Origin of the sequence: Streptomyces sp. NPDC050564, from assembly GCF_044457265.1 — a bacterium.
In the GTDB taxonomy this organism is placed as follows: domain Bacteria; phylum Actinomycetota; class Actinomycetes; order Streptomycetales; family Streptomycetaceae; genus Streptomyces.
Genome location: NZ_JBITGS010000011.1, coordinates 19,617 through 32,588, shown reverse-complemented (window position 1 = coordinate 32,588; position 12,972 = coordinate 19,617). Strand labels below are relative to the sequence as shown.

Genomic DNA, 12,972 nt, shown 5'->3' with positions numbered 1-12,972 from the left:
GCCGTTCGGCCCGTAGATCTTCAGACTCCGAGAGAGATTCCAGGAATCATGGCGAACTACACCGCCGCTGACGTCAAGAAGCTCCGTGAGCTCACCGGCGCCGGCATGATGGACTGCAAGAAGGCCCTGGACGAGGCCGACGGCAACGTCGACAAGGCCGTCGAGGCGCTGCGCATCAAGGGCCAGAAGGGCGTCGCCAAGCGCGAGGGCCGCTCCGCCGAGAACGGCGCCGTGGTCTCCGTCATCGCCGACGACAACACCTCCGGTGTCCTGGTCGAGCTGAAGTGCGAGACGGACTTCGTCGCCAAGGGCGAGAAGTTCCAGGCCGTCGCCAACCAGATCGCGCAGCACGTCGCCGCCACCGCCCCGGCCGACATCGAGGCGCTCCTCGGTTCCGAGATCGAGCCCGGCAAGACGGTTCAGGCGTTCGTCGACGAGGCCAACGCCAACCTGGGCGAGAAGATCGTCCTGGACCGCTTCGCCCAGTTCTCCGGCGCCTACGTCGCCGCGTACATGCACCGCACCATGCCCGACCTGCCCCCGCAGATCGGTGTCCTGGTCGAGCTGGACAAGGCCGACGCCGACCTTGCCAAGGGCATCGCGCAGCACATCGCCGCCTTCGCGCCGAAGTACCTCTCCAAGGAGGACGTCCCGGCCGAGGTCGTCGAGACCGAGCGTCGCGTCGCCGAGGAGACCACCCGCGCCGAGGGCAAGCCCGAAGCCGCGCTCCCGAAGATCGTCGAGGGTCGCGTCAACGGCTTCTTCAAGGAGGCCACCCTCCTCGGCCAGCCGTACGCGCTCGACAACAAGAAGACTGTCCAGAAGGTCCTGGACGAGGCCGGTGTCACCCTGAAGCGCTTCGTGCGCATCAAGGTCGGCATCTGAGTCCGTACCGCGATCGACGCTCGGCCCCTATAGGGTCGACAGCAGTCGTCCGCGTACGCCGACACCCACGCGCGCGTGTCGGACGACAGCAGATCTGACGAGGAGGCCATTGCCGAGCATGGGATGCGAACGACACCCCACCGGCAATGGCCTTCTTCGTATGTGCACCATGAGGAGATCTCCATGACCACCACCCAGGCCGACAAGGGCGAGAAGACCGGCGACGGCAAAGGCGCGGGACGCTTTCTGCTGAAGCTTTCCGGCGAGGCGTTCGCCGGTGGCGGCGGACTGGGCGTCGACCCCGACGTGGTGCACAAGATCGCCCGCGAGATCGCGGCCGTGGTGCGCGGCGGCGCCCAGATCGCGGTCGTCATCGGCGGCGGCAACTTCTTCCGCGGCGCCGAACTCCAGCAGCGCGGCATGGACCGAGCCCGTTCCGACTACATGGGCATGCTGGGCACGGTCATGAACTGCCTCGCTCTCCAGGACTTCCTGGAGAAGGAGGGCATCGACAGCCGTGTTCAGACCGCCATCACCATGGGGCAGGTCGCCGAGCCCTACATCCCGCTGCGCGCCGTGCGCCATCTGGAGAAGGGCCGTGTGGTCATCTTCGGCGCCGGTATGGGCATGCCGTACTTCTCCACCGACACCACGGCCGCCCAGCGTGCCCTGGAGATCGATGCCGAGGCCCTGCTGATGGGTAAGAACGGCGTGGACGGGGTCTACGACTCCGACCCGAAGACGAACCCCGAGGCCGTCAAGTTCGACGCGCTCAGCTACGGCGAGGTCATCACCCGGGACCTCAAGGTCGCCGACATGACCGCCATCACCCTGTGCCGGGACAACAAGCTGCCCATCCTGGTCTTCGAGCTCCTGGCGGAGGGCAATATCGCACGGGCCGTCAAGGGTGAGAAGATCGGCACACTCGTGGGCGACCAGAGCGGCCGGGCCTGACGGGGACGACCTCGGACGGGGGACGAACCCCCGGCCGAGGACGGACCCTGACCGGGGGATGGACAATGTCCTGCCGGTCCGGAACCGTGCAGGAATAAGACGCGACGCAGCCGGCCGCCGACCCCGACGAGGAAACAGCTGCCGGGCCTACTCAAGACACGCAGGAGCAAGTGGTGATCGAAGAGACCCTCCTCGAGGCCGAGGAGAAGATGGAGAAGGCCGTCGTGGTCGCCAAGGAGGACTTCGCCGCGATCCGCACCGGTCGTGCGCACCCGGCGATGTTCAACAAGATCGTGGCCGACTACTACGGCGCACTGACGCCGATCAACCAGCTGGCCTCGTTCTCGGTGCCGGAGCCGCGCATGGCCGTGGTGACCCCGTTCGACAAGAGCGCGCTGCGCAACATCGAGCAGGCGATCCGCGACTCCGACCTGGGCGTCAACCCGAGCAACGACGGCAACATCATCCGAGTGGTGTTCCCGGAGCTGACCGAGGAGCGCCGCAAGGACTACATCAAGGTGGCGAAGACCAAGGGCGAGGACGCCAAGGTCTCGATCCGCTCCGTGCGCCGCAAGGCCAAGGACGCCATCGACAAGCTGATCAAGGACGGCGAGGTCGGCGAGGACGAGGGCCGCCGTGCCGAGAAGGAGCTCGACGACACCACGGCGAAGTACGTCGCCCAGGTCGACGAGCTCCTGAAGCACAAGGAAGCGGAGCTGCTCGAGGTCTGATGAACGACTCTTCCTGGGGGGCGCCGCCACAAGCCGGGTACTGGGGGCCGTCCGAGCAGGGGCCTGCCCAGGGGGCAGGCCCGGCGGGTCCCGCGTACGATGCGCATGACGCGCAGCAGACTCGCCCCATGCCCATCGTGCCCGACGTACCCCCACATGGCGGAGACCAGGATGACGATCGGGGGGCCGCTCGGCTGAGCGGCCCCCCGTTCCGCGACCACTCACCGCCGGCGGCGTCGTACGGGAACCCGTCACAGAAGCCGCAGGAGCCCATGCCCAGCGCCCCACAGCCCGTCCCCGCACCGCAGAAGAAGAGTGCGGGACGCGACTTGGGCGCTGCCATAGGAGTGGGCGTCGGGCTCGGCGCGGTGATCGTCGCGTCGTTGTTCATCGTCAAGGCCGTGTTCGTCGGAGTCATAGCGGTCGCCGTGGTGGTGGGGCTCTGGGAGCTCACCTCACGGCTGGAGGAGCGCAAAGGCATCAAGGCGCCCCTCGTCCCGCTGGCACTCGGCGGTGCCGCGATGGTCGTCGCCGGATACGTCCGGGGCGCCGAGGGCGCATGGGTGGCGATGGCGCTCACCGCGCTGGCTGTCCTGGTCTGGCGCATGACGGAACCGCCCGAGGGCTACCTCAGGGACGTCACGGCGGGGGTCTTCGCGGCCTTCTACGTGCCGTTCCTGGCGACGTTCGTAGCGATGATGCTGACCGCCGACGACGGCCCGCGCCGCGTCCTGACCTTCCTGTTGCTGACGGTCGTCAGCGACACCGGCGCGTACGCTATCGGCTGGCGCTTCGGCAAGCACAAGCTGGCGCCGCGCATCAGCCCCGGCAAGACCCGCGAGGGCCTGCTCGGAGCGGTCAGCTTCGCCATGGCGGCAGGTGCGCTGTGCATGCAGTTCCTGATCGACGACGGCACCTGGTGGCAGGGCCTGCTCCTCGGCCTCGCGGTCGCGGCGAGCGCCACGCTCGGTGACCTCGGCGAGTCCATGATCAAGCGGGACCTCGGCATCAAGGACATGGGCACCTTGCTGCCGGGCCACGGCGGGATCATGGACCGACTGGACTCGTTGCTTCCGACGGCTCCGGTGGTGTGGCTGTTGTTGGTGATCTTCGTAGGGGCCGGCTGATCTTCGTGAGATCCGGCTGACCCGCGGTCACGATCGCGGTCGCTGCGCCGTTGAGCTGCGGTTTGACGGCGGGGGGCTCGTTGTCCACAGGACGGCGAACCCCCTCCGTTTTTCTGCGACATTGACAAGCCACCTCCGTTTTTTTGCGACATCGACAGGGCCATGCCCAAGTCCGGGAAACTGGCGGTGATCCGCCGGCAACAGGCCCCTTACCTGCGTCTTCAGCGTCGATTGCGAGGTTGTCCTGCGGGCCGCCGGGCCGTGGCCGGGCGTGGGACCCAGTCACTCAGGCCTGAGTGAGGTGCCGACGGACCACTTCTCCGCTCGCGGCGAGGAATCGCGCCTTGGCGGTGCGATGCCGCTCCCAACGCCGGGTGTACTCGGCCTCTTCCACGTCGCCCCGTCGCCAGTAGCTGCCGAGCTGCTGGCCGGCCTTGTTCAGTTCCTCCAGCGCCGAGAGCAGGGCCCGGTCCTTGGAGAGGATCTGCAGCCGAGCGGACGCCAGTCCGACGCAGAGGCAGCCACCAGAGCACATTGCTCCAGGAGCAGCTGCGACAGGCGAGCCTTGTCTTCGGCGCGCTTCACGAGGTGCTGCCCCAGCAGAGCGATCGCAGCACCGACAACTGTTGCGAGCAACGTCCCCCATGCGCCCATGCTCGGCATTGTTCCCTTGTCGGCGTGCCCTGCATGGGCAATCGAGGAGCCGTTCCTGCCGGTGAGCAAGGGCCGCTGCGAGCGGTGGCGTGATCATCGGCGGGGGGCGACGGGATCGCGCGGCACCGTCACCCAACCGCCCTCTTGGTCCGGCTCCGCACATGCCTCGGCCGGAAAGCTCTTAGTCGAGGATCCCCAGATCCGTGTCCGGACGGCAGTGCGGGCAGGCCGGTACCCCGCCCTCCGTGAGCGCCCGTACCGCCTGGTGCCGTTCTACTCCGCGGCTTCGCGTCCCGGAGTTCCAGCAGCCGCCGACGTGCACGTACACGGGGTCGCGCCCGGAGAGCCCCTGCTCGATGAGCCAGTCCGGCGCGGGCGGCCGAGCCTCGATCCCGCGCTGCCGCTCGTCTTCGCGCTGCTTCTCGGCCTCGATCCATCGCCGCGTACGCGCCAGGTCCTGCTCCTGGACGCGCTCCAGGAAGCGCAGCAGATCCAGGCGGGTCGGCGGACTTGGATCGTTCACATGTTCGAGTCTAGGCCTGTTCGGCCTGGTCAGCGCTGCGGGGTCTGATCGTCGCCGGATCCCATACGTAGTGCCGGCTGAAGGTGACGAGGGCCCGCCATTCCGGTTCGTGGAAGCGCGGCTGTACCCATGCGACGGACCGGCCGCCCGGCCCGTTGAAGTGGGCCCGCAGTCCGCCCTCGTGCCAGCGGCCGCCCACACGCACCTCGACTGCGTGGTGTGGCCAGTAGGAGACCGGCTGGCCGTGGAAGCAGTCGAGCATGTCGTGGCCCGCGATCACCGCGTCGCCGTTCTGTGGCTCGGCCTCGACGGTCGCGGGAACGTGTCGTTCGGTGTACAGCAGGCCCATGTGGTCCGGGTCCCATGCGACCCAGGCCATGCGGATGGTGGGCCGGGGCCAGTCGACGATGACGAGCAGGGCGCGACTGCCGTCCGGCCGGTCGCGGTACTCCAACACCTGGGCCTTCTGCCGTCGGCCTGTCCGCTGGAGCGTGAGCGTGAGTCCCGTACGGGCGAATTCGATGTCTCGCCACTCCGGCACCTCATCCGGCACCGGGAGGGCGACCTCTTCCGCATCACGCCATTCGCTCATGCGTTCGAATGTAGCGGGGCGCGTGGGGCGACACGAGACCCCGTACGGGTGATGGTGCGACGGGCCCTCGCCTCCACCGCGAGACGCGGGGGCCTGTACGCGCCCGACTAGTCCGCCGGGTCCTCCTCTGCCCGCCGTACAGCCCTCTTCACGGATTGCTCGACCTCGTGGCGGTCCTGCTCGGCCGCCTGTGCGTACTTGGTGATGGCCGCCTGTGCCACCTCGGACGCGTCGCGCCATCGGTGCCACTGCGCCTCGTACTCCTCGCCGGTGAGGCCCGCGAGCTTCGCGCGTTCCTCCTCGGCGCAATGTTCCAGCTTGATGAGTTCGTCGGGAATGTCTGCCACGATCCGGATCCTAAGCTCATGTGCTCAGCGCGCCGACCTTGCGACGTGCCCATGGCGCGGTTGAGTCCGCGGTGGAGTCCTCGGCGGGCCGGCCGCCCGCGAAACGAAGATCACGAACTGTTCGCGATCTTCGAAGGGGTGCGGCCCGCCGTCCACTCGCCGCGCGACGGGCACCGCGTGTGCCGGCGGCCGTCTCGCACCCTCCTGGTTTCATCGGGGCTTCAACCTGCACGTATGCCGTCCCGAGGCGGCATGGGTCGGGCCGTCTGTGGGCCGCCGGAGGAAAGCCGAGGACGACCGGGTACGACCGATGACGATCACCGCACGTCTAGGGCCCCAGGTCACCCAAATCGATCTGCGACACTGGTACAGCCATGCCTAAGCCCGGAGAACTCACTTTCGTCGCCCCGCGCGGAGCCCAGAAGCCGCCGCGGCACCTTGCCGATCTCACGCCCGCCGAGCGCAAAGAGGCGGTTGCCGCGATCGGTGAGAAGCCGTTTCGTGCCAAGCAGCTCTCGCAGCACTACTTCGCGCGGTACGCGCACGACCCCGCGGAGTGGACGGACATCCCGGCCGCCTCGCGCGGCAAGCTCCGGGAGGCGTTGCTCCCCGAGCTGATGACGGTCGTGCGGCATCTGTCCACCGACCAGGACACCACCCGCAAGACCCTGTGGCGGCTCTTCGACGGCACGCTCGTCGAGTCCGTGCTGATGCGCTACCCGGACCGGGTGACCATGTGCATCAGCTCGCAGGCCGGCTGCGGGATGAACTGTCCGTTCTGCGCCACCGGGCAGGCCGGTCTCGACCGGAACTTGTCGACCGGTGAGATCGTGCACCAGATCGTGGACGGGATGCGCGCCCTCAGGGACGGCGAGATCCCGGGCGGTCCGGCGCGGCTGAGCAACATCGTCTTCATGGGCATGGGCGAGCCGCTCGCCAACTACAAGCGAGTGGTCGGGGCGATCCGGGCGCTCACCGACCCCGAGCCCGACGGGCTCGGGCTGTCGCAGCGCGGAATCACCGTGTCCACCGTGGGGCTCGTCCCCGCGATCCACCGGTTCTCCGACGAGGGCTTCAAGTGCCGCCTCGCCATCTCGCTGCACGCGCCGGACGACGAACTGCGCGACACCCTCGTACCGGTCAATACGCGGTGGAAGGTGCGGGAAGTTCTCGACGCCGGCTGGGAGTACGCGGCCAGGTCCGGGCGTCGGCTGTCCATCGAGTACGCCCTCATCCGGGACATCAACGACCAGGCGTGGCGCGGTGACCGGCTCGGGCGGCTGCTCAAGGGCAAGCCGGTGCACGTCAATCTCATCCCGTTGAACCCGACCCCGGGTTCGAAGTGGACCGCCTCGCGGCCCGAGGACGAGAAGGCGTTCGTCGAGGCGATCGCGGCCCACGGGGTGCCGGTGACCATCCGGGACACCCGGGGCCAGGAGATCGACGGGGCGTGCGGTCAGCTCGCTGCCACCGAGCGGTAACCTGTCCTGCGTACGTACATCTTCATATTCCGACAGGGGAGCGCCACAGCGCTGAGAGTGCGGGAGAGACCGCAGACCCTCTGAACCTTGCCCAGGTCATTCTGGGTAGGAAGTTCGGTCACCACTCAAGCTGTTGCGCCCTGCCCGGGAACTGTCAGAGGTTCCGGGCAGGGCCGCGTCTCTTCCTGGTCAGCCAGGAGGAAATCAGTGAGCAACACCAAGAAGTTCGCGTCCGTGGCTGTCGGCCTGGGCCTGGTCACGCTGCCCGTGCTGACGGCGTGCGGGTCCACCGACAGCGGCGGCTCCGCGGACTCCAAGACCGTGACGCTCGTCAGCCACGACTCGTGGGCCGTGTCCAAGAGCGTGCTGAAGGACTTCGAGAAGCGGTCCGGGTACAAGGTCAAGGTCCTGAAGGACGGCGACGCCGGACAGGCCGTCAACAAAGCGATCCTCACCAAGGACAACCCCCAGGGCGATGTCTTCTTCGGCGTCGACAACACCCTGCTGTCCCGCGCGCTCGACAACGGGCTCTTCCAGTCGTACGAGGCCAAGGGCTCGGACCTGGTCCTCCCGGAGTACCGGGTCGACCAGGACAAGCACCGGGTCACGCCCATCGACTCCGGCGACATCTGCGTCAACTACGACAAGGCCTACTTCAGCGAGCACAAGCTGACGCCGCCGCAGTCCTTCGACGACCTGATCAAGCCCGAGTACAAGAACCTCCTCGTCACCGAGAACGCCTCCACGTCCTCGCCCGGCCTCGGCTTCCTGCTCGGGACCGCCGCGAAGTACGGCGATGGGGGAGGCTGGCAGGACTACTGGAAGAAGCTCAAGGCCAACGGCGTCAAGGTCGTCGACGGCTGGGAGCAGGCCTACAACGACGAGTTCTCCGGATCCGCCGGCGGCAAGAAGGCCAAGGCGGACCGCCCGCTGGTCGTCTCGTACGCCTCCTCGCCGCCGGCCGAGGTCATCTACGCCGACCCGAAGCCGACGACCGCGCCGACCGGCGTCGCGAACGGCACCTGCTTCCGGCAGATCGAGTACGCGGGGCTGCTGAGCCACGCGAAGAACACCAAGGGCGGCAAGGCGCTCCTCGACTTCCTGCTCACCAAGGAGTTCCAGGACGACATGCCGCTCAACATGTTCGTCTACCCGGTGCGGCAGGCCGCTCAGGTGCCGCCGGAGTTCACGAAGTTCGGCCCGCAGGCCAAGGATCCCGAGATCATGGGCCCCGCCAAGATCGCCGACAACCGTGACCAGTGGGTCAAGTCGTGGACCTCGCTCGTACTGAAGTAGCTCCGCCGAAGGCCCGGAAGGGGAGCGCGGCGCGGCTGGGGCTCATGGCCCTGCCCGTCGCGTTCTTCGCCGTCTTCTTCGCCTACCCCGTGGCCGCGATCGTGGCCCGCGGTCTGAAGGTCGACGGGGCCTGGCAGTTGGGGCGGATCGGCGATGTGCTCGCGCAGTCGGACATCCGGCACGTGCTCTGGTTCACCACGTGGCAGGCGCTCGCCTCGACAGCGCTCACGCTGCTGATAGCGCTCCCCGGCGCGTATGTGTTCGCGCGCTTCGATTTCAGGGGCAAGCAGGTCCTGCGGGCAATCGTGACCGTGCCCTTCGTGCTGCCCACCGTCGTTGTCGGTACGGCATTCCTGGCTCTTGTCGGCCGCAGCGGGCTCCTGGACGAGCTGTGGGGCGTACGGCTCGACACCACCGTCTGGGCGATCCTGCTCGCGCATGTCTTCTTCAACTACGCGGTCGTCGTACGGACGGTCGGTGGGCTCTGGTCGCAGCTCGACCCGCGCCAGGAGGAGGCCGCGCGGATGCTCGGCGCCTCCCGGTTCGCGGCCTGGCGCAAGGTGACGCTGCCGGCCCTGAGTCCGGCCGTGGCCGCCGCCGCGCTCATGGTCTTCCTCTTCACCTTCACCTCCTTCGGTGTGGTGCAGATCCTCGGCGGGCCCACCTTCTCGACGCTCGAAGTCGAGATCTACCGGCAGACCTCGGAGATCTTCGACCTGGCGACGGCGGCGGTGCTGACGATGATCCAGTTCGTGGCCGTGGGCGCGATCCTCGTCGTGCACGCCCGGACCGTACGTCGTCGGGAGACCGCGCTGCGTCTGGTGGCCCCGGAGGCGACCGCGCGCCGGCCGCGCGGGGCCGGGCAATGGGCACTGCTGGCGGGGGTGCTGGCGAGCATCGTCGTCCTCCTCGTGCTGCCGCTCGGCGTGCTGGTCCAGCACTCCCTCGACACCCCCGGCGGCTACGGGTTCGCGTACTACAAGGCGCTGACCTCCGCCGACGGCGGCATCTTCCTCGTCGCGCCGATCGAAGCCATCGGCAACTCGCTGGAGTACGCGCTCGCCGCCACCGCCATCGCCGTGGCGATCGGGGGGCTGGCGGCAGCCGCCCTGACGCGCCGCAACACCGGCCGTCTCGTGCGGGGCTTCGACGCCCTGCTGATGCTGCCGCTCGGCGTCTCCGCGGTGACCGTCGGCTTCGGGTTCCTGATCGCACTGGACAAGCCCCCGCTGGATCTGCGGGCGTCCTGGATCCTGGTGCCGCTCGCGCAGGCGCTGGTGGGCGTCCCCTTCGTCGTACGGACGATGCTGCCCGTGCTGCGGGCGGTGGACGGGCGGCTGCGGGAGGCGGCGGCCGTGCTCGGGGCGTCGCCGTGGCGGGTGTGGCGCGAGGTCGATCTGCCGATGGTGCGGCGGGCGCTGCTGATCGCGGCCGGGTTCGCCTTCGCCGTGTCGCTCGGCGAGTTCGGGGCGACCGTCTTCATCGCACGGCCCGACAATCCGACGCTGCCGGTCGCCGTGGCCCGGCTGCTCGGGCGGGCGGGCGACCTCAACTACGGCCAGGCGATGGCCCTTTCGACGATCTTGATGGTGGTGTGCGCGGTGGCGCTGCTGCTGTTGGAGCGCGTACGGACCGACCGGACCGGGGAGTTCTAGATGCTGCTGAGCCTCGAAGGCGCGACCGTACGCTTCGGTGGGCGGCCGGTGCTCGACGCCGTCGACCTCGATGTCGCCGAGCACGAGATCGTCTGTGTGCTCGGGCCGAGCGGCAGCGGCAAGTCCACGTTGCTGCGGGCGGTGGCCGGATTGCAGTCGCTGGACGCGGGCCGTGTGGTACTGGGCGGACGCGACCAGGCGGCGGTGCCGGCGCACAAGCGGGGCGTCGGCCTGATGTTCCAGGACCACCAGCTCTTCCCGCAGCGGGACGTGGGCGGCAATGTCGCCTTCGGGTTGCGGATGCACGGGGCGCGGAAGGGGCAACAGGCCTTGGAAGTAGGAGAGTTGCTGGAGCTCGTCGGGCTGCCGGGTGCCGAACGGCGGGCCGTCGCGGAACTCTCCGGCGGCGAGCAGCAGCGGGTCGCGCTGGCTCGCGCGCTGGCACCCCGCCCGAGCCTGCTGATGCTCGACGAGCCGCTCGGCCAGCTGGACCGCTCGCTGCGCGAACGGCTCGTGGTGGAACTGCGGGAGCTGTTCGGTGAGTTGGGCACGACCGTGCTCGCCGTCACGCACGACCAGGGCGAGGCCTTCGCGCTCGCGGACCGGGTCGTGGTGATGCGGGACGGGCGGATCGCCCAGTCCGGTACGCCGCTCGAGGTCTGGCAGCGCCCCGCGGACGAGTTCGTGGCCCGCTTCCTCGGCTTCGACAACGTGGTCGGGGCGACGGTGAGCGGGGAGGCCGCGGACACCCCCTGGGGGAAGGTTCCGGTGCCGGAGGGCGCCCCCCAGGGGCCGGGCACACTCCTCGTACGGCCCGCCGGCGTACGGCTCGTGGCCGCGGCCGACGGGCTGCGCTGCACGGTCGCCGCGCGCACCTTCCGGGGCACCCACGTCGCCGTGCATCTGCAGCCGGAGGACGCGCCCCGGCTGGAAGCGGCGTGTGCGCTGCGGGATGCGCCGGAGCCCGGCGACGAGGTCGGCGTGGAGTTCGACGCCGGCGAAATAGTCGTGCTCGGGGAGACCCCCGCCGCATAGGCTGCGGATTATGACGCCACTCGGACATGACCGCTACTGCGACGCGATCGAGCTGCAGGTACGTCAGCTGAGGGATGTGCTGGCCGCGAACGCGGCCGACCTGTCCGCCGCCGTGCCGACCTGCCCCGAATGGTCGCTGGAGCAGCTCGTGCGGCACACGGGCGGTGCGCTGCGCTGGGTCGAATTCATCGTCCGCACGCGGGCGCAGGAGAACGTCCCCGAGGACAGGATTCCGCTCGCCGGCGGTCCGGAGCCCCACGGCGACCCGGCGGCTCTGGACGCCTGGCTCGCGGAGACCGGCGAGATGCTCGTCGGCACGCTGCGGGAGGCGGGGCCCGACACACGGGTGTGGGCGTGGGCCGGGGCCCTCAACTCCGGCTTCTGGGCGCGCCGGATGACGCACGAGCTGGCGATCCACCGCGCCGATGCGACACTGGCCGCCGGGCTGCCGTACCAGGTCGACGCCGACGTGGCCGCGGACGCGATCGACGAGTGGCTCGCGATCGTCGAGTTCGTGCAGCGGACGCAGCCGCACGACGCGGCGGCCGAGCTGCGCGGTACGGGCCGCAGCATCCACCTCCACGCCACCGACACCACCCCCGAGCTGAACGCCGAGTGGGTCGTGGAGCTCACCGAGCAGGGCGTCAGCTGGCGCCGGGGCCACGAGAAGGCGACCGTCGCGCTGCGCGGCCCGCTCACCGACGTACTGCTCGGCTTTTATCGCCGACTGCCGCTGGACGAGGGGCGGTTGGAGGTGCTGGGGGAGCGGGAGCTGCTGGACTTCTGGCTGCAGCGGGCGACGTTCGGATAGCCGTACGCGAATGGCCCGCCCCCTGGGGGACGGGCCACGCGTGCGTGCGGGGTGTTGCGGGTCAGTTGGCCTTCGACGCGCCACGGCGGCGCATACCGAAGAACACCGCTCCGCCGCCCACCACGACGAGCGCACCGGCGATGCCGGCGATCATCGGGGTGTTGGAGTTCGCGCCGGTCTCGGCGAGGTTGGAGTCACCGGCCGCGGGAGACGGGGAGTTGTCGCCCGTCGTCGCGGGGGCGGTGGTGCTCTCGGAGGCCGACGGGGTCGGCGTGTCCGAGGGGGTCTCCGACGGCGAGGGGGTCTCCGACGGCTTCGGGGTCTCCGAAGGCTTCGGCGTCTCGGTGGACTTGCACGCCTCGGACGGCGCGGTCAGGTCCGGCGAGATGTCCTCGTCGACGATGTTCCCGGCCTTGATGTGCACGCGGTACTGGGCGTTGGGGGCCCAGTCCTCCGAGAACGTGACGGTCGCGCCTTCGCGGGTGCCGGTGACCGTCTGCTCGCCGATCTTCTTCGCGTCGGCGCCGTTGGACTCGAGGAAGACCGAGACGATGGCGTCCCGGCCCGAGGAGTCCGTGTCGGTCACGGTGATGGTGCCCTTCCCGTTGTCGTCGCAGGAGGCGACGGCCGAGAAGTCACGGATGTTGCAGGCAAGTGCGTTGCCCGCGACGCCGAGCGCGAGCGCGGCCGAGGCGGAGGCAACACCGAGGATTCGCACGGAGCGTGCGGTACGGCGAGATATGGACACGATTGCCCTTCACAGGATGCGCAACTGCGGGGGGTGAGTGGGGGTGCTGTGACAACAGCACCCCCAGGAGTCTCACAGGTTTATAAGGGCCGCCTAAGGACTGTCAATGCATATGCCCTGACAGGCCGTTGGC

At 69.2% G+C, this 12,972-nt stretch carries 14 protein-coding genes and 1 riboswitch; of the genes, 9 read left to right on the top strand and 5 right to left on the bottom strand.

Going from position 1 to position 12,972, the window contains the following annotated elements; translation table 11 throughout:
• Positions 1–48 precede the first annotated feature (48 nt).
• The 4 genes from tsf (at position 49) to ACIBK0_RS18850 (ending at position 3,697) form a co-directional block, all read left to right on the top strand.
• The gene (gene tsf, locus ACIBK0_RS18865; protein ID WP_399081028.1) at positions 49–885 is read left to right on the top strand and encodes a translation elongation factor Ts; all 837 of its coding nucleotides are present in this window, start codon (positions 49–51) and stop codon (positions 883–885) included.
• A 183-nt stretch (positions 886–1,068) separates the two neighbouring features.
• Positions 1,069–1,839, top strand: a complete 771-nt coding sequence (gene pyrH, locus ACIBK0_RS18860; protein ID WP_399081026.1) for a UMP kinase — start codon at positions 1,069–1,071, stop codon at positions 1,837–1,839.
• Positions 1,840–2,012: 173 nt separating this feature from the next.
• Complete coding sequence (frr, locus tag ACIBK0_RS18855; protein ID WP_010984060.1) at positions 2,013–2,570, top strand: ribosome recycling factor; 558 nt, start codon at positions 2,013–2,015, stop codon at positions 2,568–2,570.
• A complete protein-coding gene (locus ACIBK0_RS18850) occupies positions 2,570–3,697 on the top strand; it encodes a phosphatidate cytidylyltransferase (protein ID WP_399081023.1) in 1,128 nt (375 codons plus the stop codon). Before frr ends, ACIBK0_RS18850 begins: the two co-directional genes overlap by 1 nt.
• Before the next feature lie 286 nt (positions 3,698–3,983).
• Here the strand turns inward: ACIBK0_RS18850 and ACIBK0_RS18845 are convergent, their stop codons facing one another.
• From ACIBK0_RS18845 to ACIBK0_RS18830, 4 genes are all read right to left on the bottom strand, one after another.
• Positions 3,984–4,232 carry a hypothetical protein gene (locus ACIBK0_RS18845; RefSeq protein WP_399081021.1) on the bottom strand — a complete coding sequence of 83 codons (249 nt, stop codon included), beginning with the start codon at positions 4,230–4,232 and terminating at the stop codon, positions 3,984–3,986.
• A 300-nt stretch (positions 4,233–4,532) separates the two neighbouring features.
• Positions 4,533–4,874: a DUF6233 domain-containing protein gene (locus ACIBK0_RS18840; RefSeq protein WP_399081019.1), complete on the bottom strand. Its 342-nt coding sequence runs from the start codon at positions 4,872–4,874 to the stop codon at positions 4,533–4,535.
• 10 nt (positions 4,875–4,884) lie between these two features.
• Positions 4,885–5,466, bottom strand: a complete 582-nt coding sequence (locus tag ACIBK0_RS18835) for a hypothetical protein (RefSeq protein WP_399081016.1) — start codon at positions 5,464–5,466, stop codon at positions 4,885–4,887.
• 107 nt (positions 5,467–5,573) lie between these two features.
• On the bottom strand, positions 5,574–5,813 hold the full coding sequence (locus ACIBK0_RS18830) for a hypothetical protein (RefSeq protein WP_399081014.1): 240 nt from the start codon (positions 5,811–5,813) through the stop codon (positions 5,574–5,576).
• Positions 5,814–6,187: 374 nt separating this feature from the next.
• Between ACIBK0_RS18830 and rlmN the strand changes: the two genes are divergently transcribed.
• From rlmN to ACIBK0_RS18805, 5 genes are all read left to right on the top strand, one after another.
• Positions 6,188–7,294 carry a 23S rRNA (adenine(2503)-C(2))-methyltransferase RlmN gene (gene rlmN, locus ACIBK0_RS18825; RefSeq protein ID WP_399081012.1) on the top strand — a complete coding sequence of 369 codons (1,107 nt, stop codon included), beginning with the start codon at positions 6,188–6,190 and terminating at the stop codon, positions 7,292–7,294.
• A gap of 24 nt (positions 7,295–7,318) precedes the next feature.
• A riboswitch (TPP riboswitch) is annotated at positions 7,319–7,424 on the top strand.
• Between the two features lie 77 nt (positions 7,425–7,501).
• Positions 7,502–8,590 carry a thiamine ABC transporter substrate binding subunit gene (locus ACIBK0_RS18820; protein ID WP_399081010.1) on the top strand — a complete coding sequence of 363 codons (1,089 nt, stop codon included), beginning with the start codon at positions 7,502–7,504 and terminating at the stop codon, positions 8,588–8,590.
• Positions 8,566–10,245, top strand: a complete 1,680-nt coding sequence (locus ACIBK0_RS18815; RefSeq protein ID WP_399081008.1) for an ABC transporter permease — start codon at positions 8,566–8,568, stop codon at positions 10,243–10,245. Before ACIBK0_RS18820 ends, ACIBK0_RS18815 begins: the two co-directional genes overlap by 25 nt.
• Positions 10,246–11,280: an ABC transporter ATP-binding protein gene (locus ACIBK0_RS18810; RefSeq protein WP_399081006.1), complete on the top strand. Its 1,035-nt coding sequence runs from the start codon at positions 10,246–10,248 to the stop codon at positions 11,278–11,280.
• A 10-nt stretch (positions 11,281–11,290) separates the two neighbouring features.
• The gene (locus ACIBK0_RS18805) at positions 11,291–12,091 is read left to right on the top strand and encodes a maleylpyruvate isomerase family mycothiol-dependent enzyme (protein ID WP_399081003.1); all 801 of its coding nucleotides are present in this window, start codon (positions 11,291–11,293) and stop codon (positions 12,089–12,091) included.
• Between the two features lie 61 nt (positions 12,092–12,152).
• On the opposite strand, the gene ACIBK0_RS18800 is transcribed toward ACIBK0_RS18805, so the two are convergent.
• A complete protein-coding gene (locus ACIBK0_RS18800; RefSeq protein ID WP_399081001.1) occupies positions 12,153–12,809 on the bottom strand; it encodes an LAETG motif-containing sortase-dependent surface protein in 657 nt (218 codons plus the stop codon).
• Between the last annotated feature and the right edge of the window lie 163 nt (positions 12,810–12,972).